We start from the raw sequence: 25442 nt of genomic DNA on the forward strand, positions 1-25442 counted from the left end.
CGATAGTTGTTTTTTTGCTCACTTCCGGTAGGATAGTTCGCGTGTTGATGATGAAGACTGCAATGAATTTTCTCTCTCCCCCTTCCAGCCGCCGCTACCTGGCCCTGGTGATCCTTGCGTATACGGGAAATGCGGCTGCGCTGACGGTAACGTCGCAGCAGCCTGCCGCCCATGCCGATGAAACTGCCCCGGCCGGGGACAGCAACTCGCCGTTTAATACCCTGCCTGCGGCCTCGCTGGAGAAAAACCTGCCGGAGCTCGGCAGCACCGCCAGTACCCCGCGCTACACCGAAAAACAGCTGGCAACGCTGGCCAAAACCTTTGGTGAGCAGTACAGCGACAGCAGTAACCAGTCGCTGGGCGAGCAGGCGGGCAACCTGGCGCTGACGCAGGCAGCCAGGCTGGTGCAGAAAGATGCGCAGAGTATGCTGTCGCCGCTGGGTACCGCCAACATCGGCCTGACGGTCAATGACGGCCGCTTTACCGGCACCAACAGCCAGCTGTTCAGCCCGCTGCATGAGAGCGGCAATGTGCTGACCTATAGCCAGATCGGCGTGATTGACCAGTCTGACCTGACCCTGGGCAACATCGGGGTAGGGCAGCGCTGGGCGCAGGGCGACTGGCTATTTGGCTATAACGCCTTCCTGGATCGCGATTTTGAGCAAGACCAGATGCGTGCCAGCGTGGGCGCGGAAGCCTGGACCGATTACCTGCACCTCTCCGCCAACTACTATCACCCGTTGTCCGGCATGGTGGCCGTCGCCGACAGCGCCACCGAGTTCCGGGGGCAGGCGCGCGGCTATGACATCACCACCAAGGGCTATTTGCCGTTCTACCGGCAGTTAGGCGCCACTCTGAGCTATGAGCAATACCTTGGTAGCAATGTCGATCTGCTGGGTGACGGCGTGCGGCAGTCTAACCCGGTGGCCGTGTCACTGGGCGTGGACTACACGCCGGTGCCGCTGGTGACGCTGAGCGCCTCGCACAAAGAGGGCGAAAGCGGTGAAAACCAGGATCAGGTCGGGCTGTCGCTGAATTACCGGCTGGGCGTGCCGCTTAAGCAGCAGCTCTCCGCCGCCTATGTCAGCGAGGCGCACTCACTGCGCGGCAGCCGCTTCGACGCGGTGGAGCGCAACAGCACGCCGGTGCTGGAGTTCGAGCAGCGCAAAACCCTGAGCGTGTTCCTCGCCACGCCGCCCTGGACGCTGCACCCCGGCGAAACCCTGCCGCTGAAGTTGCAAATCCGTGCTGATTACCGCATCACCGGCCTGAGCTGGCAGGGTGATACCCAGGCACTGAGCCTGACCCCGCCGGCAGACAATGATGACCCGCACGGCTGGAGCCTGATTATGCCCGCCTGGGACAGCAGCCCCGGTGCCACCAACAGTTACCGACTTTCGGTCACGCTGCAGGATGAGAAACAGCAGCGCGTGACGTCGAACTGGATCACGCTGACCGTCGAGCCGCCGCTGACGGCGACGCAGCCGCGCTCTGACGCTGCGTTTTAACGCAACCCCTCCCTCTCTTCCCGCCCTGCACTTTTTTAGTGCAGGGCGGCCGGCCCTGCCATACAATGCCTAACCCTTGGTTTTTATGGGGTTATTTTCAGCACAAAGAAGAGATAAAAAGGTGAAATTACGAAATGATATTCCGCATTTCACCGATATTTCATCCCGACTTAAGTGAAGTCGCTTGCCGCTTCCACTTAAAATTTTGCCCAGGCCTTTAGCCTCTGTTGAACTGCGCCCAGCTATTTTACTTCCAGACTATTCGCATTACCCTGTAAGGGCGCTGTGTGACATGCCGTGCGGTAGTTGCACCAAAAACAGTGAGTGTGTATCTGAGCGGATACAAAGGGGCCGGAAATGCCCGCGCAACCCGCCTTCATCAAATCCGAAAGTTGTACACGCCCGGATGGCGATACACATTCCTGCTGTTTTTTATGGCATCATGCCGGACGATATCTACTAAAAATCCTACTTCTGACGGGCGTACATGACAGTGAAAGCCTTTGATTCGTGGCAGAAAGGAGATGTTGTCAATCTGGCGCTGGCCATTCCTGCCGGTATTGCCGCCGCACTGGTCACCGTGCTGTTCCGCGAGGCTATTGCCGCCATTGACGGCCTGCTGTTTACCGATGGTACCGATATCACCCGCGCGTTCCTGGACTACCCGCGCTGGGTCTGGCCGGTGATTACCGGCATCGGCGGCCTGCTGGCCGGCGGGTTGCTCTGGCAGGCACAGCGGGTTGAAGCCCGCCATGGTAGTGCACCGGATTACCTGGACGTGATCGACCGGCGGTTGCCGGGCATTCCACCGGCCAGCACCCTGCTGCGCGGGCTCTCTTCGCTGGCAAGTATTGCCAGCGGCGGCTCCATCGGCCGGGAAGGGGCGATGGTGCAGCTTTCGGCCCTGAGCGGCAGCCTGCTGGCGCAGGGCGCGCGTCTGCCCACCGCCCGGCGCGGCGACATTATCGCGATGGCCGCCGCCGGTGGGCTGGCCGCGGTATACCATGCACCGCTGGCCGGGGCGCTGTTTATCGCAGAAATCGCCTTTGGGGTCACGGCCGTGCAGCGGTTAATCCCGCTCTTTATCTCTGCTGCGGTAGCGGTGCTGACGGTACGTTCAATCAGCGGGGATGCGCCGCTCTATTTATATGCAGATGCCAGCTTTACGCCGGGTGCCGGTGCGCTGGTCACTGTGCTGTTGATTGGCGTGGCTGCCGGGGTGGCCGGGCCGCTGTTTTTGCAGGTGATTGCCCTGGCGCGGCGCGCCTTCAGCCCCATCGCCCACCCGGTATGGCGGCTCGGGCTGGGCGGGGCGCTGGTGGGGATAGTGGCGATGGTGTCGCCGCTGGTGCTGGGCAACGGCTTTGAAGTGATTGACCTGCTGCTCAATAACGGCGACCTGCGCACCTCATTACTGCTGCTGTTGCTGCTCAAGGTGCTGGCCACGGCGCTGACCGTGGGTTCCGGCGCGGTGGGTGGGCTGTTTACCCCCTCTTTATTGGTGGGGGCCGCCGCTGGTGCACTGGTCTGTACCTGCCTGCGGGCGCTGGGGCTGGACCCCGGCCCGGTGGGGCTCTATGCCGCCATCGGCATGAGTGCCATGCTGGCGGCCACCAGCCATGCGCCGCTGATGTCCATCATGATGGCGTTCGAGATGACGCTGAACAGTTCGCTGCTGTTCCCACTGATGCTGGCGACGGCCATCTCTTATATGGTCGCCAGCGCCTTCAAAGCGGCCGGAACCTACCCGGTGCTTAACCGTCACCATGCGCGCTTTGTGGCTAAAAATGAATTTGAGACCGGTACCATTGGGCCGCTTATCGTGCGCCACTGCTCGTATGTCTCTGAACAGGCCACCGCCGCAGACGCGATGCAGGAAGGGTTAAAGCAACGGACACGCTATGTCTATGTAGTGAATGATCAGGGCCGTTTTCTGGGGGTGGTGGCCACCAGCGACCTGGCATCCGGGATTATCGAAGGGCAGGTCGCCCCGGAGGCAGCCATTACGCCGTTTATCATCACAGAATTCACCACCGTGTATCAGGACGCATTGTATGAGCAGGCATGGGAATTATTATCATCTTCGCCGCTGGAACGTCTGCCGGTGTTGGATAATGCGGCAAACCGACACTTATTAGGCGTAATTACCAAAGCATCACTGCTGAACAAAGCGAAAGAATTTCTCTGAATTGATAATTACTCTCTTTTACAAGGGCCTGATATCGTACGCCTATTTTTTGTGTGGATAAGATAGGCCGCGCTAGCCTATTTCTAAAATTAGCAGAGCTAATATTTTTAAATAAGTGAAATCTATTTTATGTGATTTCACTTGAATAAAATCATTTCACTTGTGAGGTGAATTAAAAAATCTTTATAAATCAATGAGAAGCATAAGCGTGGGTAATGACTTTATTTAAGTTTCACAACAAAAATTGAACAATCAACCACACTTTGTATTTATAAACCCCGGTTAACTAACGAGCTCAGAGGTTAATTATTTTAAATCATTGCGATTTTGCTTAGTGGGATAAATCCTATTTATGGAAGGGGCGTTTTACATTAGGAACCATTCGGATAGTATCTGATTTGTGAACAGATTGTTGTTCCGCCCTCGTCATAAATTCTGATATTGGCAATTACGCAAGCAGAATGCGACTTTTCCCATGTCAGATAATTATTAGTACGCTATTACTGTTACGCATAATTATTTTAATGAATGATCAGTATTTCGGGTGAAAACGCTCAAAAAGGAAGCAGAAAACAGCAGCGCCGCTAACCATTTTATTTCGACACACACCAGAGCCCACAAGGGATTGGGTACGGAAATGACACTATATTTCTTAAGCTTATAGGATTTGAGCAAAGATGAAGGAAGAGAACATGAGTGACTATAATAAATTAACCATAAAGAATCTGGACGTATTCATCCCGCCGAATGAAATTTCTCATTTGCGCTGGAAAGAATATCAGATCCTTTCACTATTATTTTCTCGGTCTCCGGAGCTGGTTACCCGTACGGAAATCATTGAAAATATTTGGAAAGGGACTTACTGCTCTGACTCCACCATTAACCAGACCATTAAGTCCATCCGCCAGAAAATTGGTGATGATGATCACGTTTTGATCAAGACCATCCCACGTGTTGGTTATAAGATAGATCGAAAAGAGTTATTTCACTTCCTGAATGAAGATGAAGCGCTGGATTTTAATACTAAACCGGTTACCAATAAAAAAGAGTCTCCAGCGGTGCAGCCGGCTGTTATTTCTGTTACAGAGAAAACCGCACAAAAAGCGGCTGAAAATGGGTATGAAACCGGGTTACCTGTAATTAATGAACCGGTTTACGCGGCTGCGCCGTCTACTGAAGCCCGCGTTGAACCGCAGGCTGTTACCACCGGGAATGTTGAGCCTGACGTGCAACAAGCACACACCGCACCTGCTGACGCAGTGACGGATGTCAAAAAAGGGCCGTTTACCCGTATGCGTGATCTGATTAACTTCGGCGCAAGCTGGAGATACCTCACGCTGGTGGCGTTATCTTTGATTATTGTTGGTCAGCTTTTTTATGAAACTACACACACGTCCGGATCTGAAAGTAACGGTAAAAATGTTGTTTTGATTCTGCGGGTTAACCCGTCAAGCATTGGGTTGCTGGTCAACCGCGAAGCCAGCCAGGCGCGCAGCGTGCATCAGCCCTCCCACCCGAACAGTGTCATTTGCATGGTCAACATTCCTGACCAGAATTCGCTGACGCCGGTGTGGCTGATGGATCATGTAAAGAAAGGTTGCCTGATGAGCCAGGACAACGGTGCGCTGACGGTAGATCCGGGCACACCTTTGTAAGCTGACGGCATCTGACGGATTTCATTTTTTCACCTGGTTGTTTTATTAATTGTTATTTGCAATGAAGGTATGACCTGTTGATGATGAATTTGCGTTAAGCGGCAGATAACCCTACGGGTTTTCGGCCTCTTAGGAATGGATGCCGGTTGGAAAAATAGCGATGAACCTGGATATTATCCGGCCCATCCTGCCGGATAATATCTTTCGCTAAATCAAGTGACTGCCAGTAATTGGCGTGGCGTGACTTCCGTTAGGAAATGACATGAAGCCTGTAATAATTAATGCGTGTTGGCTAATCGCGGAACGAGTGTTGTTTGGCTTCTCGGGTGTATTTATTTCCATTTATGTGGCGCGTTATTTGCAACCGGCACAATTTGGTACGATCAGTTATTTACTCTCTATTGTCGCTATCACTGTTCCCCTGATTCAGATGGGCGCCGACAATATTCTGTTTAACCGCATTGCGCGTAACCCGCAAAGCGGCATCCGGCTGATGCTGGCCTCTGCGCGCCTGCGCGCACGCTGGTTCGCCGTGACCAGCGCTATCCTGCTGGTCTGGGGGTTGTGGTACCTGGAATGGACCCCGTTCGTAATGCTGGTTCTGGTGCTGATAAGCTCCTACTTCCAGATTCAGGACGTCTTCAAAATCTATTATGACGCGACGCTGAATTCCAAGCGCAATACCTTTATTAATAACGGGGTATTACTGCTGGCAATTCTGGTGCGGGTGGCGATGGTGAAATATGAGATGTCGCTGGTGTGGTTCGTCCTGCCGTACATTCTCAGCAGCGCTGTGCCTTACCTGATCCGCCGCCGGATGTTTATGCGTGAGCACCCGGCCCCGGCGCAGATGCCGGCCTCCCGCGCGCTGACCGATCGCTACTCCCGTTACCTGATGGTAGTGGGGCTGCCGCTCTCGCTGTCAGCGCTGTCGATTGTTATTTATACCCGTATTGACCAGGTAATGCTGGAAAGCATGGTCGGCGCCCATGCCGTGGGCCTCTACAGTGCAGCCACCACGCTCTGCTACGCCTGGACCTTTGTGCCGATGGCACTGATCACCTCGCTGATGGCGACGGTGGTGGGCGCGCGTAACGCCGATGAGCAGGCAGATATGATCCGGATGCTTTTCCTGATTATTCTGATCGTCATGCTGCCGATTGTCGGGTTCTATTTACTCTTCGGCGGGCAGCTGCTGACCATGCTGTTTGGGGCAGGCTTCAGTGAAGCCTCAGCTATTGTGCCGCTCTGTACCTTTACCGCGCTCTGTTCGGTATTGGGCACATTGTCGATGCGGGTCATGGTGCTGTATTCCGGTTACCGTTTTATCGCGTTTAAAATGCCGTTGGTAGCGCTGGTCAATATTGTACTTAACTGGATGCTGATTCCACGTTATGGCATCGCCGGGGCGGCGATGTCGACGCTGGTTGCGGAATTTTTATCGTTCTTTTTGTTTAATATCTTCTTCCGTAAAGGGAAAATTACTGTACTGCAGCTGACGTGCTACCAAAGTATTCCTGTAGTAAACAGAAAGGTGAAAAGTTATGTTAAGAAATTTAGCTAAGAGAATTTATCGCAATTTGCCTGACCCGATTTTTCACCAGCTGAATTATGCGCGGGTGTTTAAGAAGCAGGCCAACATAACGCGTCCGGAACTGTTTAGTGAAAAAATTCTGATTCGGAACATCTGGCCGAAAAAGATTTATACCTTGCTGGCCGACAAAATTAAGGTACGTGATTACATTGCCGCGGTATTGGGTGAGCAATACCTGATCCCGGTGTATGCCACCACCACCGAAATGACCTATGAACTCTACAAAAGTTTGCCGAACTCCTTTGTGATGAAAGCAAACCATGGCTGTGGGTTCAACAGTATTGTGTTCGACAAGAGCAAGATTACCTACGAAACCCTGTATGAGCAGGCCTCAACCTGGATGGATTCCAACTGGTATCTCTCCAACAAAGAGCGCCACTATCAGGGCATCAAACCGGGCCTGATCTTCGAAGAGCTGTTGCAGGTTGACGGCCAGGTGCCTAACGACCTGAAGTTCCACTGCTTTAATAAAGACGGGCAGATGCGCATCTTTATCCAGGTGGATTACCAGCGTTATGGCCTGCACCGCCGCGATGTGTTTGACGAAGAGTGGAACCGCACCGAGATCCGGATGGGCCTGAAGAACAACCCGGAACCGATGCCGCGCCCGGAAAAGCTCGACGAGATGCTCGTCCTGGCAAAGACCATTGCCAGCCAGTTCTCCTATGTGCGTATCGATTTTTATTCCGTCGGCAGCAAAATCTATTTCGGCGAGCTGACGTTTACACCAGGGGCCGGCCTCTGCCGTATCTGGCCGCGTACAGTACAACGTGAATGGGGGAGCTATTTTACTGATTAAAGAAAAGCTCGGGGGGGTGAAACATAACAGATAACAAAAAACCGTTTCAAATTAAACCAGATAACTGACGGCGTATAACCAAGGGCTGCGTCAATGCGATACCGGCCCGGGGGCAGGTTGGTGTCGTTATCAGGTAATAAGTGAGGATATATGGAAAAAGTATCAGTGGTAATGCCTGCCTTTAACACAGCAGATTATATCGAATACGCGATTGCCAGCGTATTGTCCCAGACATACACAAATTTTCATCTTTATATTATTGATGATGCGTCTACCGACGCGACCGGTGAAATAGTACAGCGTTTTACGGATGATCCGCGGGTCACCTATTACCGTAATGAACGCCGCCTTGGCCGTGCTGAAACGATTAATATGGGTATTGATATGGCAGCCGGCGAATTTATTGCCTTCTGCGACAGCGATGCTATCTGGGAAAAGAATAAATTGTTCACCCAGGTCAATATCCTGCAAACCAAACGTTATGACATGGTGTGCTCCCATTACGCCACCTTCCTCACCAGCGTGACCAAACTGGCGAAAACCTATAAAAGCCAGGAGATCATTACCTACCGCGATCTGCTGCGGGGCCACCGTATTGCCGATATTACCGGCATGTATAACCAGGCCAGGCTGGGTAAAGTCTATCTGGAGAATGTTCCGCACCAGGAGTACCTGATGTGGCTCTCCTTGCTGAAACGTGCCAAGGGCACCATGGCCTACTGCGTGCCGGAAACCCTGGCCTATTGCCGTATTTCACCGCGCCAGAGCTTTCTCAGTAAAAACCATTTTACCGGCTGGCAGTGGCGGATTTACCGTGACTACCTGCGTCTGCCTTATTATAAGTCTTTTTATTACTACCTCTCTTCTCTGGCTCATGCCATGAAGCGCAGCGTCTAGTCTTAGCGCGGGCAGCCTGCGCTGCCGCGAAAAAATGCCCCGCCGGGAAACCTGCGGGGCGTTTTGCATGGGGGAGATTTGCATGAGGGAGAGTAAGCCGGTTGCGGATAGCCGCTCAGCTAAAAATCTGCTACAACTGTGCAACCTGTATCAGACTCTGTGTTCCCCCATGATTGTCCGCCCCGCGCAACACTGGTTTCTGCGTTTGTTTGTCTGGCATGGCTCGGTACTGGCCAGCATTATGTTCCGTTTGTTCCTTAACCTGGTGATGTCGCTGGCGGCAGTGCTTTGCGTGCAATGGTACGAAGCGCTGAACATCCGGCTGACGCTGGCCCCTTTCAGCCTGCTCGGCATCGCGATTGCGATCTTTCTGGGGTTCCGTAACAGCGTCGGGTATGCCCGCTTTTCGGAGGCACGCCAGTTGTGGGGCGGGCTGATGGTCGCACAGCGGACGTTGGTCCGGCAGTTGCGTAGCCTGTTGCCGCAGTCACTGCCGGCGATCCGTGAGTTTGCAGCGATGCAGATTGCCTACACCTGGTGCCTGAAACATCAGTTGCGCGGTACCTCACCGGAGCAGGACATCCGCCGTTTGCTGCCGGACGATCAGGCGCAGCGGGTGCTGGCAAGCCCGGCACCCTGTAACCGGCTCCTGTTGATGATGGGCGGGTGGCTGGCGGCCCGGCGTGCAGCGGGGGAGATAAGTGACATGCTTTATCACGGTATTGACCAGACCCTGACCCAGCTGGTGGTGGCGCAGAGCGGCTGTGAACGTATTCACAATACCCCGATCCCGTTTGCCTATACGGTTATTGTGCACCGCACCGTGTACCTGTTTTGCAGCCTGCTGCCGTTTGCGCTGGTGCCGGACCTGCACTATATGACGCCGCTGGTGTCGGTGTTTATCTCCTACACCTTTTTGTCACTGGATACGCTGGCGGAGGAGCTGGGCGAGCCGTTTGGCACGGAATCAAATGACCTGCCGCTGAATGCGTTGTGCAATGCGGTAGAGATCAATCTGCTGGAGATGTGTGATGTGGTGCCGCTGCCTGCATGGCGCCGGCCGGACAAACATTATCTGCTGGATTGACGCGCGCCGGCCCGCCGGGCTACAGGCATAAAAAAACCGGGCATATTGCTATGCCCGGCGCGCGGAGGGGGCAGCCAACACGGCCGCCCCGTTATACCGCTTACTCGGCTGTGTGTGTCTTTGCCTGGTCATGATTTGCAGCGCGCTGGGCATGGCGTTCAGCCATTTTTTCAGCGCGTTTCTGGTAATTCTCATTGAACTGCTTTTTCTGCTCCGGGGTCAGCAGGTTGTACATTTTGTTCTCGGTACGCATCCGCGAGAGCATCTGGTCTGCATGCTCTTTGGTCAGGGCATCGATTTCCGCTTTGGCCTTGGCTTCGTCGAAGCTGTCAGACGCCACCAGGCTGTGCAGCTGCTCCGCGTGCTGTTTCATCTCGCCGCGCGGGTGCTGGTCGCGCTGCTGTTTTTTCAGCGCATCGATCTGGCTGCGCTGCTGCTCGGTCAGGTTCAGGCCGGCAAACGGGTCAGCGTGGCGGCCGGGGCCTTTATGCTGCAACATCTTACCGTGCTCTGCCGGAGCGACTGCTGCGGTGCTGCTGTCAGCCGCAAATGCCAGAGAAACAGAACCAAAAGCCAGGGTAGACGCTAATGCCAGGGCAGTAAGTTTACGCATAATTAAATACCTCATTTATTGTTCGGCCGGCGGGTCAGCGCCGTTGTGTTGACGAAGGTAAGTCTACGCGCCTGAATGCATAGTACTGCGAGTTACTGTAAAACTGTTAAAGCGGAAAAGACGAAAAGTGAACGAAAATGAAGGGATTATGGAGAGAGCGCTAACAGAGTGTGAGGAAGCCGGGCGGGGCACGATCATCATGGAGAAAGGATGGAGAAGGGCGGCGCAACCTTACCACGTGCGCCGCCGGGCAGAAAGGGCAATCAGTGGCTGCGCATCCCGGCTGCCGTCATCAGCAGGCGGAACAGCGAGGCCACCACAAACAGTGCCAGCACACTGCCGGCCCAGATAAGCACCAGCCACATCACCCGCCGCCACAGCGGCTGGGGCGGGCTTTTTTCGGTCATGCGTTCAATTCTCGGCATCGCTGCTCCTTAGTGGTAGCCATGTTCCGGTTTGATCTTGCCGCGGAACACGTAGTAGCTCCAGAAGGTGTAAACCAGAATCAGCGGGATGATAAACAGCGCGCCCACCAGCATAAAGCCCTGGCTCTGCGGCGGGGAGGCCGCTTCACGGAAGCTGATGTCCGGCGGGATGAGGTTCGGCCAGATGCTGATCCCCAGCCCGCTGAAGCCCAGGAAAATCAGCGCCAGCGTCAGGATAAAGGGCGCGTAGTGGGCATCCGGGTTATGGGCGGTGTGCCACAGCCCCCAGGCCGCCAGCACTACCAGCACCGGCACCGGCAGGAAGAAAAACAGGTCCGGCAGCGTGAACCAGCGCGCTGAAATCGCCGGGTAGCTGAGCGGTGTCCAGATACTGACAATCGCGATCACCACCAGCAGCGCCATCAGCAGCGGCCGGGAGAGGCGGCGCATGGTGCCGAGCAGCGGCCCCTCGGTTTTGATAATCAGCCAGCTGCACCCCAGCAGCGCATAGGCCACCACCAGCCCCACGCCGCAGAACAGCGAGAACGGGGTGATCCAGTCAAACACGCTGCCGACCCAGGTACGGTTCTCCACCGGGAAGCCGTTTAAAAACGCCCCCAGCACCACCCCCTGCGAGAACGTGGCGAGGAACGACCCGGCGATAAAGGATTTGTCCCAGAAGGCGCGGTGTGATTCCGACGCCTTAAAGCGGAACTCAAACGCCACGCCGCGGAAAATCAGCCCGATCAGCATTACCGTCAGCGGAATCGCAAGTGCATCGAGGATCACCGCATAAGCCAGCGGAAACGCGCCGAACAGCCCGGCCCCGCCCATCACCAGCCAGGTTTCGTTGCCGTCCCAGACCGGGGCCACGGTATTCATCATCACGTCACGGTCATGGCTTGCCGGCACCATCGGGTAGAGCAGGCCGATGCCGAGGTCAAACCCATCCATCACCACATACATCAGGATGCTGAAGACGATGATCACAAACCAGATCAAAGAGAGATCAATACCCATTATTTGCTCCTCCGCAGGGCGTCTTTGGTAGGGTGTTCCAGCGACTCATCGGCAGCCGACAGCGGGCGTGCCGGGGTTCGTGGCTGGCCCGGCCCGCCTTCCGGCGGCGTATGGGCGACAAACGGCTGTGGCCCGCGGCCAATCAGCTTCATCAGGTACACCAGCCCGATGCCGAACACCGAGCAGTAGACCAGCAGGAACGCCAGCAGGCTGATGGACATATGCAGCGTGCCGTGGTTGGAGACGGCGTCCCGGGTGCGCAGCAGGCCATACACCACCCAGGGCTGGCGGCCGATCTCCGTGGTAAACCAGCCGGCGATAATCGCCACCAGCCCGGAGGGGCCCATCACCAGCGCAAAGCGGTGGAACCAGCGGTTAAGGAACAGCTTGCCGCGCCAGCGCAGCCACAGGCTCCACAACCCGGCGGTAATCATCAGTAACCCCATCGCCACCATAATGCGGAATGACCAGAAAATAATGGTGGAGTTGGGGCGCTGGTCCGGCGGGAAGGATTTCAGCGCCGGGATCTGCTTGGTCAGGCTGTGGGTCAGGATCAGGCTGCCGAGATAGGGCACCTCTACCGCGTATTTGGTGCGCTCCTCTTCCATGTCCGGCAGGCCGAACAGGATAAGTGGGGTCGCCTCGTCCGGCGGGTTTTCCCAGTGGCCCTCAATGGCAGCAATCTTCGCCGGCTGGTGCTCCAGGGTATTCAGCCCATGGGCATCACCAATCACCGCCTGGATCGGGGCGACGATCAGTGCCATCCACATCGCCATCGAAAACATTTTCCGCACGGTGGGGGTGTTGTTGCCGCGCAGCAGGTGCCACGCGCCGGACGCGCCGACAAAGAACGCCGAGGCCAGGAAGGCCGCTGTTGCCATATGCATCAGGCGGTACGGGAAGGAGGGGTTAAACACCACTTTGAACCAATCCACCGGGATCAGCTGGCCCTCCATAATCTCATACCCTTGCGGGGTATGCATAAAGCTGTTGGAGGCCAGGATCCAGAAGGTGGACATCAGCGTGCCGAGCGCCACCATGCAGGTGGAGAAGAAGTGCAGCCCCGGCCCGACGCGGTTCCAGCCGAACATCATCACCCCAAGGAAACCCGCTTCCAGGAAGAAGGCGGTGAGCACCTCATAGGTGAGCAGCGGCCCGGTGATGCTGCCGGCAAACGCGGAGAAACCGCTCCAGTTGGTGCCGAACTGATACGCCATCACCAGCCCGGAAACCACGCCCATGCCGAAGTTGACGGCAAAGATTTTCAGCCAGAAGTGATAGAGGTCACGGTAGGTCGGGTTATGGGTTTTGAGCCAGCACCCCTCCAGAACCATCAGGAAACTGGCGAGCCCAATGGTGATCGCCGGAAAAATAATATGGAATGACACGGTAAACGCGAACTGGATACGGGCCAGTTCAAATGCATCTAAACCCAACATAGCCACCTCGTATTGCCCAACAAAAAATGCCTGAAAACCGGAACCGCAGGGCTGCCCGGGGAAGGTGTGGCCATCCGTGCAAAAGCGCCACCGCAGCGTGCTGACGGGGAATGTCCCGGCGTAATAATGCAAAAAAATATGCGTAAACGGGGGGCGATCTCCCCGCAGATGAAAATGTTAATCTTTGTTAACCTGCAAAAGGTATAGCACACCATAGCCGTTCCTGCGGTAAAGCAGGGCAGGCAGCGCACGCCTGACCGGAAGTAAAACAGGGAAGGGGTGACTATAATAGTCACAATTTGGTATAAACTTTCTATAACAGTTTCAGGATGCCCGCCATGACCCGCTATGAAGACCTTGCCCAGCGCCTGCGCCGCCAGATCCAGTCCCAGGTCTGGCTGCCGGGCGACAAACTCCCCTCGCTGCGTGAAAGCTGCACACAGTCCGGCCTGAGCCTGATGACGGTGCTGCAGGCGTACCAGCTGCTGGAGAGCCAGGGGTGGGTGGTGGCGCGCCCGCAGTCCGGCTATTACGTGGCCGTCCAGCCGAGCGCCTTGCCGCAGAGCGGCCGCACGCTGCACCTGTCAGAGCAGGTTGATATCAATGACGCGATTTTTGACATTCTGCAGGCCGCGCAGGACCCGGCCATCGTGCCGTTTGGCTCCGCCTTCCCGGACGCCACCCTGTTCCCCCAGCCACGGCTGGCGCGCTCGCTGGCCAGCGCGGTGCGGCGGATGTCCGCCTCCAGCGCCGTGGCTAACCTGCCGCCCGGCAATGAGGATCTGCGCCGCAGCATCGCCCAGCGCTACGCCCAGCAGGGGATCGCGGTCGCCCCGGATGACATTGTGATCACCTCCGGGGCGATGGAGTCGCTGGGGCTGAGCCTGCAGGCGGTGACGGAACCGGGCGACTGGGTGGCGATTGAGTCCCCGGCGTTTTACGGGGTGTTGCAGGCGATTGAGCGGCGGCAGCTGAAAGCGGTGGCTATCCCCACCGATGTGCAGACCGGCATTGACCTCGACGCCCTGGCAGATGCGCTGGCGCGCTACCCGATCCGCGCCTGCTGGCTGATGTCGAATTTCCAGAACCCGTTGGGCGCGACCCTGCCGCGTGCCAAAAAGCAGCAACTGGTGGCGATGCTGGCGGAACGTGAGATTGCGCTGATTGAGGATGATGTTTACAGCGAACTTTACTTTGGCCCGTCGCGCCCGCCGCCGCTGCGCGCCTTTGACGCGGACGGCCGCACGGTGCTGCACTGCTCGTCATTTTCCAAGTGCCTGGCGCCCGGTTTCCGCGTTGGCTGGGTGGCAGCCGGCCCTTATGCCGCCAAAATCCAGCGCCTGCAACTGATGAGCACCCTCTCCGCCAGCGTGCCGACCCAGCTGGCGCTGGCGGACTACCTGCACCAGAGCGGCTATGAAACCCACTTGCGGCGGTTGCGCCGCCAGCTCGAACTGCGCCAGGTGGCGATGTACCGCGGCATCCAGCAGGCTTTTCCGGACGAGGTAAGCATCAGCCGCCCGGAAGGCGGCTATTTCCTCTGGCTGACGCTCGGCAAGGGCCGCGACGCCGGCACCCTCTACCGCCGGGCGCTGGCGCAGGGCATCAGCATCGCGCCGGGGCATATGTTCACCACCGGCGACCAGTTCCGCGACGGCCTGCGCCTCAACAGCTCCTTTGCCTGGGACGCCCGCCACCAGCAGGCGATTGAGACCCTGGGGGCGCTGGTACGGGCGCTGTAATGTATGGCTTTTCGTATGCTCAGCCGTGGCGGCCGCGGCTGTCTGTGGGGGCCTCATGGCGTGCCGCTTTACCGTAGTCGCGTACTACGTCAGCCACGCGCAGCCGGTAATCGGCCAGCAGCTGGTGCCGCCCGGCGGCCTGCGCCTGCCGGTGCGCCTCCAGATTACGCCACTGCCGCACCGCCTCCTCATCGCGCCAGAATGAGAGCGCCAGCAATTTGCCGGGGTCAGAAAGGCTCTGGAAACGCTCAATCGAGATAAAGCCGTCAATTCCCGCCAGCAGCGGTTTCAGCTGGGCCGCCCGCTGCAAATAGGCGTCTGTTTTGCCCGGCATGGCGTAGAGTTCAAAGATTACGGCAATCATGGTGCATCTCCCTGTGCGGTAAATTCCGGCACGCGCGCATTGGCGGAGGCCCGCCAGCGATACGCCGCCGCGTGCAATCGCTGGGCCGGGCAGGCCAGCAGGTGCGCCACGGCCGCCTCGGCAATAGCTTCCGCCCAATGGCGGCCGGGGCAGGCGTGCGCACCCGCACCAAATGCCAGCGCGCCTGCGGCGTCCGGTACCCCCAGCACCACCAATACCTGATCACCTTTGGCCAGCGGGCAGCCGCCCAACTGGGTAGCGGCCTGCGCCACCCGCCGGGTGTTCTGGATCGGTGGGGTCTCTTGCAGCACCTGAGCCACCCGCGCCGCCGGTGTGCCTTCTGCCTGCAAACTCTGACCAATCAGCCCGGCGGTGCCTTCGCACGCCTGAAACAGCAGCCCGATCAGATTCAGCGGCACCAGTGACCCGTCGGTGATTCCCTCCCGTTCACAGGCTGCCGCCAGCGCCTGCCACAGTGGGCCGGGTGTAACGCATTCAACGCGTGCCAGCAGCGTCTCCGCCGCCAGGCTGCCGGCCGCCAACTGCTCCGGCTTGCCGCCCGGCGCAATGCAGCGCACCAGCGCCAGCACCTCATCCACCAGCGTCGGCCGGCTCTCCGGCGGCAGGCCAATAGCGTCCGCGAGCACGCAGAGGGGTAGCGCATAACAGAAGCGGGTCAGGGCCGCGGGCGGCAGCGGCAGGTCGGCCGCCAGTTGCCCGGCCAGCCGCTGGGCCGTGGCGGCGACACTCTCCACCGGGATACTCTCCAGTGCGGCTGAGAGCGCCGCTTTCAACCGGGTGTGGGCCGCGCCGTCGCGCATTCTGACCAGCGCGGCAAACACCACACCGGCGGCAGTTTCCTGCAGTGCAGCCGGTACCGGTTCGCCCGGCGGGCGCACGCCCAGCAGTGGGTGGGTCAGTGCCTCTACCGCCAGCGCCGGTGACAGGGTCACCGCCGCAAAAGGCGGGAAGGCGCCCAGCGGCCCGGCCGCAGCCAGGCGCCGGTAAACAGCGCGTGGGTCAGGGTGGGTCACCGCAGCAACCGGGTCTGAAAGGGAGAACGGGCAACGTGTCATGATGATTTCCATTGGTCAGCAGGGAGGAACCCAGCGTAAAGTAATGCCGACCGCCATACTTCGTCAGGAAACGAACTATGCCTTATGAAACGATACCTTGCCCTCATGCCCCGGCAGAGCTCGCGCCGCCGCTGGAACAGCATCTGGCGGCGCTGGCCGCCGCGGTGGCAGACAGCCGCCGGGCGGCGATGCTCTGCCTGCTGATGGATGGCCGCGCCTATACCGCGACGGAACTCGGCACCGTGGCCGGTGTGGCCGCCTCCACCGCCAGTGCGCACCTGGCCCGGCTCACGGAGCAGCAGCTGGTTGTCATGATAAAGCAGGGGCGTTACCGCTATTTCCGGCTGGCCGGGGCACCGGTGGCCCAGATGCTGGAGGGGCTGATGGGGCTGACCGGCGGCGGCCCGACGGTGCGCTCCTCCACGCCGCCCGCCCTGCGTTTTGCCCGCACCTGTTACAACCATATGGCAGGCACGCTGGGCGTGCATCTGCATGCGCGGTTTCTGGCGTTGGGCTGGCTGACCGGGGAGGGGCACTATCAGCTGAGTGAGGCGGGGCAGGCGGGGTTACAGCAGATGGGCCTGGCCCTGACACCGTCACACCCGCCGGCGGCCTGTTACTGCCTGGACTGGAGTGAGCGCCGCGGCCACCTGGCAGGCGCTCTGGGCACGCAACTGTTGCAGCTTTTTGAACAACGGCACTGGGTGCAGCGCCACCTCGACAGCCGGGCACTGACACTGACCACGGCCGGGCGGCAGGCCGTGGCCCGCCACCTGGGTGCGCTTCCGGCACCCGAAGGCCGGTAAGCCCGGTTTGATATAAACCTGCTTTCCCTGGGGCACAGGGATAATTATTTTTTAAAAAAGAAGAACAAAATTGTTATATATCCGGCAGGGTATTTTTATTTGTTTTAACAAAAAGACCAGGAATTCTTATTGATATTAAGAACTGTAAATTAAAGTTGGTTTTTTAATTTTTATGTTTATACTCCTTCCGCGGTTTATCATCATAAATAGACAGGGTGCCGGCTTATTAATAAGCCGGCTATTTATTTCACTTTCTTTGAAAAGGTCACGTAAATAGAATGAAAATAGCGTCGCTGTTATCCGGAATAGTGTGTGTGGTGGCCCTGGCAGGTTGTGCGTCGAAAACCGCACCCGTCCAGAATGTAGACGCGGCGATCGCGGGGCAGTATACGGAGAGTCAGGTGAAAAACGCCATTCTGAGCGCTGGGCTGGCCCGGAAGTGGGTGATGGCTCCGGTCGCGCCGGGCGTGATCACCGGCCATGTTGAACGTCAGGGGCACAGCGCGGATATCCGCATTAATTATACCGCCGCCCGCTATACCATTAATTACGTTAACAGCCAGAATTTATTGGCCGCCAATGGAGTGATTCACCGGAATTATAATCGGTGGGTGAATAATTTGAATCGCGATATTCAATTAAAAATTTCTGCGCAGAATATTCAGTAATTTCCTTTTACACCGCGCCGGCTCGGGCCGGCCCTTTTATTATTCAGGCTGAACATAATGTCTTACGGATATGACACCGACCGCCTCAGCGCACTGGACGCGATAACCGCTGCGCAGCGCATCGCGTTTGCGCCCATGCTGTTTCAGGCTGCACGACTGTTACGTGACCACGGTATTCTGGCTTATCTTGATCAGTGTAGCCCCGCCGGGGCCGGGCTGGATGACGTGGCCGGGGCCACGCCGTTAAGCCGTTATGCCGTGTCCCTGCTGCTGGATGTCGGGCTGGGCGGGCGGCTGGTGGTGCAGCGGGATGACCGCTATTTCCTGGCTAAAACCGGCCACTATCTGCTTCACGATCCCATGACCCGCGTCAACATGGATTTCATGCATGACGTCTGCTATCAGGGCATGTTCCACCTTGATGAGGCGCTGCGCGAGGGGAAACCCGCCGGGCTGAAAGTTTTCGGCGAGTGGCCCACCATTTACCCGGCGTTGAGCCAGTTGCCGCCGAAGGCGCAACAGAGCTGGTTTGCCTTTGATCACTTCTATTCTGATGCGGCCTTTAATGCCGCGTTGCCGCACGTCTTCGCTCTTAACCCGGCGCATCTGTATGACGTCGGTGGTAATACCGGCAAATGGGCGATGCGCTGTTATGACTATGCGCCGGAGGTGCAGGTCACCCTTATCGATCTACCGGCCCAGATTACGCTCTCCCGCCCGCTGATTGCTGCGGCCGGTAAGGCTGACCGCATCCACGGCATCGGGGTAGATATGCTGTCAGACGATCCGCTGCCGGGCGAGGCTGACATCTGGTGGATGAGCCAGTTCCTTGACTGTTTCAGCGAAGCCCAGATTGTGGCCATCCTGCGCAAGATCGGCGCGGCGATGAAACCGGGGGCGCGGGTCTGCATTCTGGATATTTTCTGGGACCGTCAGGACTGGGAAGCGGCGGCTTTCACGCTGAATGCCTCCTCCCTCTATTTTACCTGCCTGGCGAACGGAACCAGCCGTTTCTATGCGGCAACGCGTTTCCTGCCGCTGGTGGAGGAGGCTGGTTTTGTGGTGGAGCAGCAGATTGATGGCCTCGGGGTCGGGCATACCCTGCTTGTCTGCAAGAAAAGTGCAGCGTAGCCGTGACCCATTTCCGGAAGAAGGCATCTGAATGAACCTGGCCTTTTCACTCCTTGACTGGCAGGCAGCCGCGCCGGGCCTGCCGGATGCGGCCGCCTGGCGGCAATGGGCGGCAGGCCCGCCGGTCACAGACCCCAGCCAGCCTTTGCCCCTGTGCCGTGAACTGCCGATGATGACCGCGCGGCGGCTCAATGACGGCAGCCGCCTGGCGGTCGAGTGTGGGCTGGCCCTGTTACGCCGCCAGGGTGCGGACGCGGTGGTTTTTACCAGCCGCCATGGCGAACTGGCGCGCAACCTGCGGATTTTACAAGCGCTGGCCGGAGGCACGGGGCCGTCGCCCACGGATTTCGCCATGTCGGTGCATAACGCCGCCATCGGCAGCCTGACCATTGCCGCTGCACAGCCGCTGGTGTCTGCCTCGCTGGCGGCCGGGGCGGACACCTTTTTGCAGGGGCTGTCTGAAGTGGCGGCCTTGCAGGCGGCGGGCTATGCCAGGGTGCTGCTGGTGGATTTTGACGGTACCGTGCCGGCGTTCTACCGGCCGCACATCGCGGGGCAGATGCCTACTTCGGCGTATGCCGTCGGCTTGTTGCTGGCCCCCGGTGACGCGCTGTGCGGCGAGCTCTGCTGGAGCGGGCGCGGCGCAGAACCGTCGCTGCCCCAGAGCCTGCAATTCCTGCATGCCATCGCAGGCGGCCACAGCCATTTCAGGGTGTCGGGCAGCGATCTCGATGGGCAGTGGACACACCGGCATGGTTAAAGGAGGCCGCTATCTGTGGCGTTTACTGATGACCGGCGTCTGTTTTGCACTGTTTGGGCTGGGCGGGCTGTGCCTGTCTTTGATCGGCTTCAGGCTGCTGGGGTGGGTCGAGCGTGATGCTTTGGCCCGCCGCCGCCTGGCACGCCGGCTTGTCTCAGCCAGTTTCCGCCTGTTCCTTGCTTCCGCCCGCCGGATGGGGGTGCTCAATTACCACATCGACGGGGCCGCGCTGCTGCAGGCGGAGCGGGGCGTGCTGGTGGTGGCTAACCACCCGACGCTGATCGATTACGTGCTGCTGGCGTCAGTGATGCCGGAGGCCGACTGCCTGGTCAAACGCGGCCTGCAGGAAAATCTCTTTTTGCGCGGCGTGGTGCAGGCGGCCGGGTATCTGGTCAACCGCGATGCGGACACCTTGCTGCCCGATTGCCGGCAGCGGCTGGCACAGGGCGATGTGATCATTATCTTCCCGGAAGGCACCCGCAGCCTGCCCGGCCAGCCGCTGACATTACAGCGCGGCGCAGCCAACCTCGCGGTGCGTTGCGGGTGCGATCTGCGCATTGTTCATATCCGGTGCAGCCAGCATACCCTGGGCAAACACCAACGCTGGTACCAGATTCCGCCTGAAAAACCGTATTTCTCCGTCAGCGTAAAGGCGCGGCTCTCCAGCCAGCCCTTTTTGCAGGGGGAGATCGCCTTGCCGCTGGCCGCCCGGCGGGTAAACCACACACTCACGCGTGCGTTAACGGCTGCCTATTCATCACCTTTGGAAAACACTATGGACACATTATCCCAAGAAATTAAGCAGTTAATTATTGACACGCTGAATCTGGAAGAGGTGAGCGTGGAAGAGATTGATACCCAGGCACCCCTATTTGGTGATGGGCTGGGGCTGGACTCCATCGACGCGCTGGAACTGGGGCTGGCGATCAAAAACCGCTACCACGTCGTGCTTTCTACTGAAAGTGAAGAGATGCGCGATCACTTCTTCTCCGTGGCAACCCTTGCCCGCTTCATTAATCAACAACATGCCGCCACAGGAGCTGCTCAGGATGAGTAAGCATGAGGTATACAACGAAATCAGCCAGCTGTTAGTGACGCTGTTTGAACTCGATCCCGCCAGCATCACGCCGGAAGCCCGGCTGTATGACGATCTGCAACTGGACAGCATCGATGCCGTAGACATGGTGGTGGTGCTGCAAAAACGCATCGGCCACAAGATTTCGCCGGAAATCTTTAAATCCGTGCGCACCGTGCAGGATGTCGTGGATGCGGTTGAACAGCTGATCGGCGAGTAGGTCACCGTTCTATGCGTCTCATTTTTACCGCATTACAGGGAGTAGGGTGGCTGACCACCCTGGCCTGGCCTTTTCTGGTCTGGTTCAGCCTGACCCATCCCGGCTACCGTGCGCTGTTGCCGCTGCTCGCTTGTCTGTTTTTAGTCCGCGCGCTGGCCTGCGTCGGCCGCCGGGAGGTCATGAAAGGGCTGACAATGGGGCTGGCGCTGGCCGGTTGTCTGCTCAGCGCCGCCAGCCTGCTGCTGGGCCGGGCACATCTGCTGCTCTGGTATCCGGTGGTGGTCAATGTCGCCCTGCTGGCGCTGTTCGGCGGTTCGCTGCTGACCGCCATGCCGCTGGTAGAACGGCTGGCCCGGTTGCGCCAGCCGTACCTGCCGCCGGAAGCGGTGCGGTATACCCGGCGGGTAACGCAGGTCTGGTGCGGTTTTTTCATGATTAACGGCAGTGTGGCACTGGCAACCTGCCTGCGGGGGCATCTGAACGAATGGACACTCTGGAATGGGGCAATCAGCTACCTGCTGATGGGGATACTGATGGGCGGCGAGTGGCTGGTGCGCCGTCGGGTGCAGGCCGCGTCATGACAGCCCGGCCAATCGCCGCCCAGCCAATCGCCGCCTGGCTTGATGCACAGGCCTGCCTGCCCGGACGGGCCGCCATGCGCAGGCAGGTTGTGCACCTCAGCCAGCGCCTGCAGAAATTACCGCAACAGCAGTGGGCGCTCTGTTTCGAAGACCGTTACCTGTTTACCGTCGCCTTGCTGGCGGCCCTGCATGCGCAGAAAACCCCGGTCATCCCCGGCCACTGCCGGCAGGCGCTGTTGCAGGAGCAACTGACCGAATTTGACGGCCTGCTCACGGACACCACCTTATCGTTGTCTTGCCCCACTTTGCAGGTGGAGGAAGGGGCGGAAATGGCCGGGGATGTGCTGCCGCCGATTACGCATGCGGCTGCTGTCGTGCTGTTTACCTCCGGTTCAACCGGTGCGCCGCGCAAAATCGTCAAGCCGGTCAAGTGCCTGGACGAGGAGGCGAGCTGGCTGGCGCACCACTGGGGCGCGTTGCTGAGCGAATGCCGGATTGTGGCGTCGGTCAGCCATCAGCATCTCTACGGGCTGACGTTCTGCATCTGGTTGCCTATGGCGCTGGGGCTCGACGTCACCGGCCCGCCGGTTCGTTACGCCGAGCAACTTGCGGCATTACCGCCCGGCAAGCCTTACGCCTTTATCAGCAGTCCGGCCTTTTTGCGCCGCCTTGATCCTGTGCTCCCGGCCCCTGACTGCCGGTTGATGGTGTCAGCCGGGGGTGTATTGCCCTGGCCGGATGCCGCTGCTGCCCGGCAGTGGTTTGGCCGGGCGGTGACAGAAATCTATGGCAGCACAGAGACCGGCGTGCTCGCCTGGCGACGGCGGGAGAGGGAAGCGGTGGGCTGGCAACCTTTCCCGGGCGTAACGTTTGCCCGCGACGGCGCGCAGCACTGGCGGGTGCGCTCCGCCCTGATTCCGCAACCGCAGGGCATCGTGCTGGATGACCGGCTGGATTTTGATGCTGCCGGGCGGTTCCAGCTGTGTGGGCGGCAGGAGCGCCTGATCAAAATCGAAGACAAGCGGATCTCACTCAGTGAGATCGAGCGCCGCCTGCTGGCGCTGCCGGAGGTGGCGGAGGCGGTGGCGTTACCGGTGTGCCGCGCCCGGCGCAGCGGCATTGGCGTCGTGCTGGTACTGGCGTCGCCGGTACAGGCCGCCGCACTGCCGCAACTGAGGCAGCAATGGCGGCGTGAGCTGCATAAATGGCTGGAGCCGGTCGCGATCCCGCGCTTCTGGCGCATTGTCGACACCCTTCCTTGTGATGGGCAGGGGAAATGCGCGTGGCCACAACTAAAGGAGCTGTTTGATGTTACCGACTGAACTCGCCTGCGAACTGCAGGGATCACAGGCCGTGCTCAGCCTGCGGGCGCATGCCGGCCTGTTCTGGTTTCGAGGCCATTTCCCCGGCCAGCCTCTGTTGCCCGGCGTCGCCCAGGTGGATTGGGTCATGCATTATGGCCGCCGGCTGCTGGTACCGGGCGGCCTCTTTTCCGGGGTTGAACAGATTAAATTTCAGCACCCTATCCAACCGGAGGATACGGTGACGTTGTCACTGAACTGGTGTGCAGAAACACGAAGGATCACCTTTGTTTATCAGCTGCCGGCAAACGGCGGGGAACCGGCCATCGTTGCCAGCAGCGGGAAAATCGCCTTATGTCCATAGCGTCTTCTTTTGCTCCCTGCGTCATTATCCCTTGCTATAACCATGGGGTGATGATGCCGGCCGTGCTGGCCCGGCTGGCTGTGTTTGCGCTGCCGGTTTTTATTGTGGATGACGGCAGTGACCAGCTTACCCAACAGCAGCTTGAGCACCTGGCGTGCAGCCATGCCCAGGTCACTCTGGTGACGTTGTCACGCAATTGCGGTAAGGGGGCGGCAGTGTTGCGCGGGCTGGAAGCCGCCGCAGTGGTTGGGTACAGCCACGCCCTGCAGGTGGATGCCGACGGCCAGCATCAGATTGAGGATGTGCCGCGCCTGCTGGCAGAGGCCCGTCGTTACCCGCACTGCCTGATCTCCGGCCAGCCGCACTATGATGCCTCGGTACCGAAAGCCCGCCTGTATGGCCGCTACCTGACCCACGTCTGGGTCTGGCTGGAGACGCTCTCTTTCTCGCTGAAAGACAGCATGTGCGGCTTTCGCGTTTACCCTATTGCGCCCACCCGTGCATTGGTTGCCCGGCAAGCAGTGGGCCAACGGATGGATTTCGACACCGACATCATGGTGCGCCTCTACTGGCAGGGCACCCCCAGCCGCTTTATTCCTACCCGCGTAACCTACCCGGCCGATGGGCTCTCACATTTTGATGCCTGGCGCGACAACCTGCGCATCACCCGTATGCATACCCGGTTATTTCTCGGCATGCTGCCGCGCCTGCCCGCCCTGTTGCGGCGGCGGGCCACACCGCACTGGGCGGAAATGACGGAGCGCAAAGGGCTGTGGGGAATGCGGCTGATGCTGGCGCTCTATCAACGGTGCGGCAGAACACCTTTTATGCTGCTGTTATGGCCGGTAGTGGCCGCCTACTGGCTGACCGGTCATGCCCAGCGCCGGGCCTCGCGGCAGTGGCTGCACCGGATACGTGACTATGCGCACCAGCAGCAGGTCGTGCTGCCACTGCCGCTCAACAGCTATGCCCACTTTCTGCGTTTCGGCCAGGCGATGCTGGATAAAACCGCCAGCTGGCGCGGTGACCTGCGCTGGGGCCGGGAGATCGATTTTGCACCCGGCGTGCGTGAGGCCATCGGCCCGCTGGAAGGGCGCGGGCGACTGATTCTGGCCTCGCATCTGGGTGACATTGAAGTCTGCCGGGCGTTGGCACAACAAATAGAGGGGCTGGTGATCAATGCGCTGGTGTTTACCGGCAACAGCCGTCGCTTCCGGCAGGCGGTCGGGGCGCTGGCCCCCCAGGCGGGCATCAACCTGATGCCGGTTGAGCGTATCGGCCCTGAGACTGCGGTGCTGCTGCAACAGAAGCTGGCGGCCGGTGAGTGGGTCGCTATTGTCGGCGATCGCACGGCGGTAACTGCCCCGCGCGAGGGTACCCGCCGGGTGACCTGGAGCAATTTCCTCGGGCAGCCCGCGCCCTTTCCCCAGGGGCCGTTTGTGCTGGCAGCGGTATTGCGCTGCCCGGTGATGCTGATGTTTGCCCTGCGCGAACAGGGCCGGTTACGCCTCTACTGCGAACCTTTCGCCGATCCGCTGCGTCTGCCGCGTACCGGGCGGGAAGCTGCGCTGCAACAGGTGGTGGATCGTTACGCGGCGCGGCTGGCGCACCATGCGCTGAAAGCACCGCTGGACTGGTTTAATTTTTATGATTTCTGGCAACTGCCCACAGATCCGCAGAACACAGAAAAAAGGAGTGATCATGAGTAATGCGCCATTAAGCCACGAGGTGGAGATCGTGGTTCCTTTCCATGACTGCGATCCGATGGGAGTGGTCTGGCACGGTAACTATTTCCGCTATTTTGAGGTGGCACGCGAAGCGCTGCTGGGGAAATTCAATTACGGCTACCGCGAGATGAAAGCCTCAGGCTATGTCTGGCCGGTGGTGGACACCCGCGTAAAATACCGGGCGGTGGTGGAACATGAACAGCACATCCGGGTGCGTGCCACCATTGAGGAGTTTGAAAACCGGCTGCGGATCGCCTACCAGATTTTTGACGCCCAAAGCGGGCAATGCACCACCACCGGCTACACCCTTCAGGTCGCGGTGGAGGAGGCAAGCCGGGCGCTCTGTTTTGTCTCCCCGCCGGTGCTGTTTGCGCGCCTGGGGGTGACGCCGTGCTGAAATTC

25 protein-coding genes and 1 pseudogene are annotated in these 25442 nt (G+C 58.9%); 20 read left to right on the top strand and 6 right to left on the bottom strand.

Features of this window, described 5'->3' with window-relative positions; all coding sequences use genetic code 11:
* Positions 1 to 47 precede the first annotated feature (47 nt).
* The 7 genes from CYR55_RS10295 to CYR55_RS10325 all read left to right on the top strand — a co-directional run bounded on the left by CYR55_RS10295 (position 48) and on the right by CYR55_RS10325 (position 9728).
* Complete coding sequence (locus CYR55_RS10295; protein WP_101816155.1) at positions 48 to 1508, top strand: YchO/YchP family invasin; 1461 nt, start codon at positions 48 to 50, stop codon at positions 1506 to 1508.
* A gap of 487 nt (positions 1509 to 1995) precedes the next feature.
* Positions 1996 to 3696 carry a chloride channel protein gene (locus CYR55_RS10300; protein ID WP_101816055.1) on the top strand — a complete coding sequence of 567 codons (1701 nt, stop codon included), beginning with the start codon at positions 1996 to 1998 and terminating at the stop codon, positions 3694 to 3696.
* Positions 3697 to 4388: 692 nt separating this feature from the next.
* Positions 4389 to 5351 (top strand): winged helix-turn-helix domain-containing protein, encoded by a 963-nt coding sequence (locus tag CYR55_RS10305; protein ID WP_101816056.1) that lies wholly within the window; start codon positions 4389 to 4391, stop codon positions 5349 to 5351.
* A 262-nt stretch (positions 5352 to 5613) separates the two neighbouring features.
* Positions 5614 to 6915, top strand: coding sequence for a flippase (locus tag CYR55_RS10310; RefSeq protein ID WP_101816057.1), 1302 nt, complete (start codon positions 5614 to 5616; stop codon positions 6913 to 6915).
* Positions 6896 to 7744 (top strand): ATP-grasp fold amidoligase family protein, encoded by an 849-nt coding sequence (locus CYR55_RS10315; protein WP_072928571.1) that lies wholly within the window; start codon positions 6896 to 6898, stop codon positions 7742 to 7744. The genes CYR55_RS10310 and CYR55_RS10315 overlap by 20 nt, the downstream gene beginning before the upstream one ends.
* Before the next feature lie 150 nt (positions 7745 to 7894).
* Positions 7895 to 8641 (top strand): glycosyltransferase family 2 protein, encoded by a 747-nt coding sequence (locus CYR55_RS10320; RefSeq protein ID WP_101816058.1) that lies wholly within the window; start codon positions 7895 to 7897, stop codon positions 8639 to 8641.
* 169 nt (positions 8642 to 8810) lie between these two features.
* Positions 8811 to 9728, top strand: coding sequence for a bestrophin family protein (locus CYR55_RS10325; protein WP_101816059.1), 918 nt, complete (start codon positions 8811 to 8813; stop codon positions 9726 to 9728).
* A 100-nt stretch (positions 9729 to 9828) separates the two neighbouring features.
* Here the strand turns inward: CYR55_RS10325 and spy are convergent, their stop codons facing one another.
* The 4 genes from spy to CYR55_RS10345 form a co-directional block, all read right to left on the bottom strand.
* Positions 9829 to 10341: an ATP-independent periplasmic protein-refolding chaperone Spy gene (gene spy, locus CYR55_RS10330; protein WP_101816060.1), complete on the bottom strand. Its 513-nt coding sequence runs from the start codon at positions 10339 to 10341 to the stop codon at positions 9829 to 9831.
* Between the two features lie 263 nt (positions 10342 to 10604).
* A complete protein-coding gene (locus tag CYR55_RS10335; RefSeq protein ID WP_420912729.1) occupies positions 10605 to 10766 on the bottom strand; it encodes a DUF2474 domain-containing protein in 162 nt (53 codons plus the stop codon).
* Between the two features lie 9 nt (positions 10767 to 10775).
* On the bottom strand, positions 10776 to 11786 hold the full coding sequence (gene cydB, locus CYR55_RS10340; protein ID WP_101816061.1) for a cytochrome d ubiquinol oxidase subunit II: 1011 nt from the start codon (positions 11784 to 11786) through the stop codon (positions 10776 to 10778).
* Positions 11786 to 13225, bottom strand: coding sequence for a cytochrome ubiquinol oxidase subunit I (locus CYR55_RS10345; RefSeq protein WP_101816062.1), 1440 nt, complete (start codon positions 13223 to 13225; stop codon positions 11786 to 11788). The genes cydB and CYR55_RS10345 overlap by 1 nt, the downstream gene beginning before the upstream one ends.
* 338 nt (positions 13226 to 13563) lie before the next feature.
* Between CYR55_RS10345 and CYR55_RS10350 the strand changes: the two genes are divergently transcribed.
* A complete protein-coding gene (locus tag CYR55_RS10350; RefSeq protein WP_101816063.1) occupies positions 13564 to 14967 on the top strand; it encodes an aminotransferase-like domain-containing protein in 1404 nt (467 codons plus the stop codon).
* Positions 14968 to 14986: 19 nt separating this feature from the next.
* Here the strand turns inward: CYR55_RS10350 and CYR55_RS10355 are convergent, their stop codons facing one another.
* Together CYR55_RS10355 and CYR55_RS10360 are read right to left on the bottom strand one after the other, a co-directional pair.
* Positions 14987 to 15331 carry an antibiotic biosynthesis monooxygenase family protein gene (locus CYR55_RS10355; RefSeq protein ID WP_101816064.1) on the bottom strand — a complete coding sequence of 115 codons (345 nt, stop codon included), beginning with the start codon at positions 15329 to 15331 and terminating at the stop codon, positions 14987 to 14989.
* Positions 15328 to 16407, bottom strand: a complete 1080-nt coding sequence (locus CYR55_RS10360) for a cytochrome P450 family protein (protein ID WP_101816065.1) — start codon at positions 16405 to 16407, stop codon at positions 15328 to 15330. The genes CYR55_RS10355 and CYR55_RS10360 overlap by 4 nt, the downstream gene beginning before the upstream one ends.
* 77 nt (positions 16408 to 16484) lie before the next feature.
* Between CYR55_RS10360 and CYR55_RS10365 the strand changes: the two genes are divergently transcribed.
* The 12 genes and pseudogenes from CYR55_RS10365 (at position 16485) to CYR55_RS10415 (ending at position 25437) form a co-directional block, all read left to right on the top strand.
* Positions 16485 to 17213, top strand: a complete 729-nt coding sequence (locus CYR55_RS10365; RefSeq protein WP_101816066.1) for an ArsR/SmtB family transcription factor — start codon at positions 16485 to 16487, stop codon at positions 17211 to 17213.
* 278 nt (positions 17214 to 17491) lie between these two features.
* Positions 17492 to 17881 carry a hypothetical protein gene (locus CYR55_RS10370; RefSeq protein ID WP_101816067.1) on the top strand — a complete coding sequence of 130 codons (390 nt, stop codon included), beginning with the start codon at positions 17492 to 17494 and terminating at the stop codon, positions 17879 to 17881.
* A gap of 57 nt (positions 17882 to 17938) precedes the next feature.
* Positions 17939 to 19012, top strand: coding sequence for a methyltransferase (locus CYR55_RS10375; RefSeq protein ID WP_101816068.1), 1074 nt, complete (start codon positions 17939 to 17941; stop codon positions 19010 to 19012).
* A 31-nt stretch (positions 19013 to 19043) separates the two neighbouring features.
* The gene (locus tag CYR55_RS10380) at positions 19044 to 19772 is read left to right on the top strand and encodes a beta-ketoacyl synthase chain length factor (RefSeq protein ID WP_101816069.1); all 729 of its coding nucleotides are present in this window, start codon (positions 19044 to 19046) and stop codon (positions 19770 to 19772) included.
* Positions 19744 to 20517: pseudogene (locus CYR55_RS10385) on the top strand (lysophospholipid acyltransferase family protein); the annotation flags it as partial. The gene CYR55_RS10380 and the pseudogene CYR55_RS10385, both read left to right, overlap by 29 nt.
* Positions 20518 to 20535: 18 nt before the next feature.
* Positions 20536 to 20829, top strand: a complete 294-nt coding sequence (locus CYR55_RS23975) for a phosphopantetheine-binding protein (RefSeq protein WP_277622326.1) — start codon at positions 20536 to 20538, stop codon at positions 20827 to 20829.
* Positions 20822 to 21067 carry an acyl carrier protein gene (locus CYR55_RS10390; protein WP_101816071.1) on the top strand — a complete coding sequence of 82 codons (246 nt, stop codon included), beginning with the start codon at positions 20822 to 20824 and terminating at the stop codon, positions 21065 to 21067. Before CYR55_RS23975 ends, CYR55_RS10390 begins: the two co-directional genes overlap by 8 nt.
* Positions 21068 to 21078: 11 nt before the next feature.
* Complete coding sequence (locus CYR55_RS10395; protein ID WP_101816072.1) at positions 21079 to 21648, top strand: COG4648 family protein; 570 nt, start codon at positions 21079 to 21081, stop codon at positions 21646 to 21648.
* The gene (locus tag CYR55_RS10400) at positions 21645 to 22970 is read left to right on the top strand and encodes an AMP-binding protein (RefSeq protein ID WP_101816073.1); all 1326 of its coding nucleotides are present in this window, start codon (positions 21645 to 21647) and stop codon (positions 22968 to 22970) included. Before CYR55_RS10395 ends, CYR55_RS10400 begins: the two co-directional genes overlap by 4 nt.
* Positions 22957 to 23313, top strand: coding sequence for an ApeI family dehydratase (locus CYR55_RS10405; RefSeq protein ID WP_101816074.1), 357 nt, complete (start codon positions 22957 to 22959; stop codon positions 23311 to 23313). The genes CYR55_RS10400 and CYR55_RS10405 overlap by 14 nt, the downstream gene beginning before the upstream one ends.
* Complete coding sequence (locus CYR55_RS10410; protein WP_101816075.1) at positions 23304 to 25022, top strand: glycosyltransferase family 2 protein; 1719 nt, start codon at positions 23304 to 23306, stop codon at positions 25020 to 25022. The genes CYR55_RS10405 and CYR55_RS10410 overlap by 10 nt, the downstream gene beginning before the upstream one ends.
* Positions 25015 to 25437: an acyl-CoA thioesterase gene (locus CYR55_RS10415; protein ID WP_101816076.1), complete on the top strand. Its 423-nt coding sequence runs from the start codon at positions 25015 to 25017 to the stop codon at positions 25435 to 25437. The genes CYR55_RS10410 and CYR55_RS10415 overlap by 8 nt, the downstream gene beginning before the upstream one ends.
* Positions 25438 to 25442 lie beyond the last annotated feature (5 nt).

Origin of the sequence: Chimaeribacter californicus, assembly GCF_002858675.1 — a bacterium.
In the GTDB taxonomy this organism is placed as follows: Bacteria; Pseudomonadota; Gammaproteobacteria; order Enterobacterales; family Enterobacteriaceae; genus Chimaeribacter; species Chimaeribacter californicus.

Coding starts and splice junctions, on each gene's coding strand:
- CYR55_RS10295 (WP_101816155.1), top strand. CDS start 48: ATGATGAAGACTGCAATGAATTTTCTCTCTCCCCCTTCCAGCCGCCGC.
- CYR55_RS10300 (WP_101816055.1), top strand. CDS start 1,996: ATGACAGTGAAAGCCTTTGATTCGTGGCAGAAAGGAGATGTTGTCAAT.
- CYR55_RS10305 (WP_101816056.1), top strand. CDS start 4,389: ATGAGTGACTATAATAAATTAACCATAAAGAATCTGGACGTATTCATC.
- CYR55_RS10310 (WP_101816057.1), top strand. CDS start 5,614: ATGAAGCCTGTAATAATTAATGCGTGTTGGCTAATCGCGGAACGAGTG.
- CYR55_RS10315 (WP_072928571.1), top strand. CDS start 6,896: ATGTTAAGAAATTTAGCTAAGAGAATTTATCGCAATTTGCCTGACCCG.
- CYR55_RS10320 (WP_101816058.1), top strand. CDS start 7,895: ATGGAAAAAGTATCAGTGGTAATGCCTGCCTTTAACACAGCAGATTAT.
- CYR55_RS10325 (WP_101816059.1), top strand. CDS start 8,811: ATGATTGTCCGCCCCGCGCAACACTGGTTTCTGCGTTTGTTTGTCTGG.
- spy (WP_101816060.1), bottom strand. CDS start 10,341: ATGCGTAAACTTACTGCCCTGGCATTAGCGTCTACCCTGGCTTTTGGT.
- CYR55_RS10335 (WP_420912729.1), bottom strand. CDS start 10,766: ATGCCGAGAATTGAACGCATGACCGAAAAAAGCCCGCCCCAGCCGCTG.
- cydB (WP_101816061.1), bottom strand. CDS start 11,786: ATGGGTATTGATCTCTCTTTGATCTGGTTTGTGATCATCGTCTTCAGC.
- CYR55_RS10345 (WP_101816062.1), bottom strand. CDS start 13,225: ATGTTGGGTTTAGATGCATTTGAACTGGCCCGTATCCAGTTCGCGTTT.
- CYR55_RS10350 (WP_101816063.1), top strand. CDS start 13,564: ATGACCCGCTATGAAGACCTTGCCCAGCGCCTGCGCCGCCAGATCCAG.
- CYR55_RS10355 (WP_101816064.1), bottom strand. CDS start 15,331: ATGATTGCCGTAATCTTTGAACTCTACGCCATGCCGGGCAAAACAGAC.
- CYR55_RS10360 (WP_101816065.1), bottom strand. CDS start 16,407: ATGACACGTTGCCCGTTCTCCCTTTCAGACCCGGTTGCTGCGGTGACC.
- CYR55_RS10365 (WP_101816066.1), top strand. CDS start 16,485: ATGCCTTATGAAACGATACCTTGCCCTCATGCCCCGGCAGAGCTCGCG.
- CYR55_RS10370 (WP_101816067.1), top strand. CDS start 17,492: ATGAAAATAGCGTCGCTGTTATCCGGAATAGTGTGTGTGGTGGCCCTG.
- CYR55_RS10375 (WP_101816068.1), top strand. CDS start 17,939: ATGTCTTACGGATATGACACCGACCGCCTCAGCGCACTGGACGCGATA.
- CYR55_RS10380 (WP_101816069.1), top strand. CDS start 19,044: ATGAACCTGGCCTTTTCACTCCTTGACTGGCAGGCAGCCGCGCCGGGC.
- CYR55_RS10390 (WP_101816071.1), top strand. CDS start 20,822: ATGAGTAAGCATGAGGTATACAACGAAATCAGCCAGCTGTTAGTGACG.
- CYR55_RS10395 (WP_101816072.1), top strand. CDS start 21,079: ATGCGTCTCATTTTTACCGCATTACAGGGAGTAGGGTGGCTGACCACC.
- CYR55_RS10400 (WP_101816073.1), top strand. CDS start 21,645: ATGACAGCCCGGCCAATCGCCGCCCAGCCAATCGCCGCCTGGCTTGAT.
- CYR55_RS10405 (WP_101816074.1), top strand. CDS start 22,957: ATGTTACCGACTGAACTCGCCTGCGAACTGCAGGGATCACAGGCCGTG.
- CYR55_RS10410 (WP_101816075.1), top strand. CDS start 23,304: ATGTCCATAGCGTCTTCTTTTGCTCCCTGCGTCATTATCCCTTGCTAT.
- CYR55_RS10415 (WP_101816076.1), top strand. CDS start 25,015: ATGAGTAATGCGCCATTAAGCCACGAGGTGGAGATCGTGGTTCCTTTC.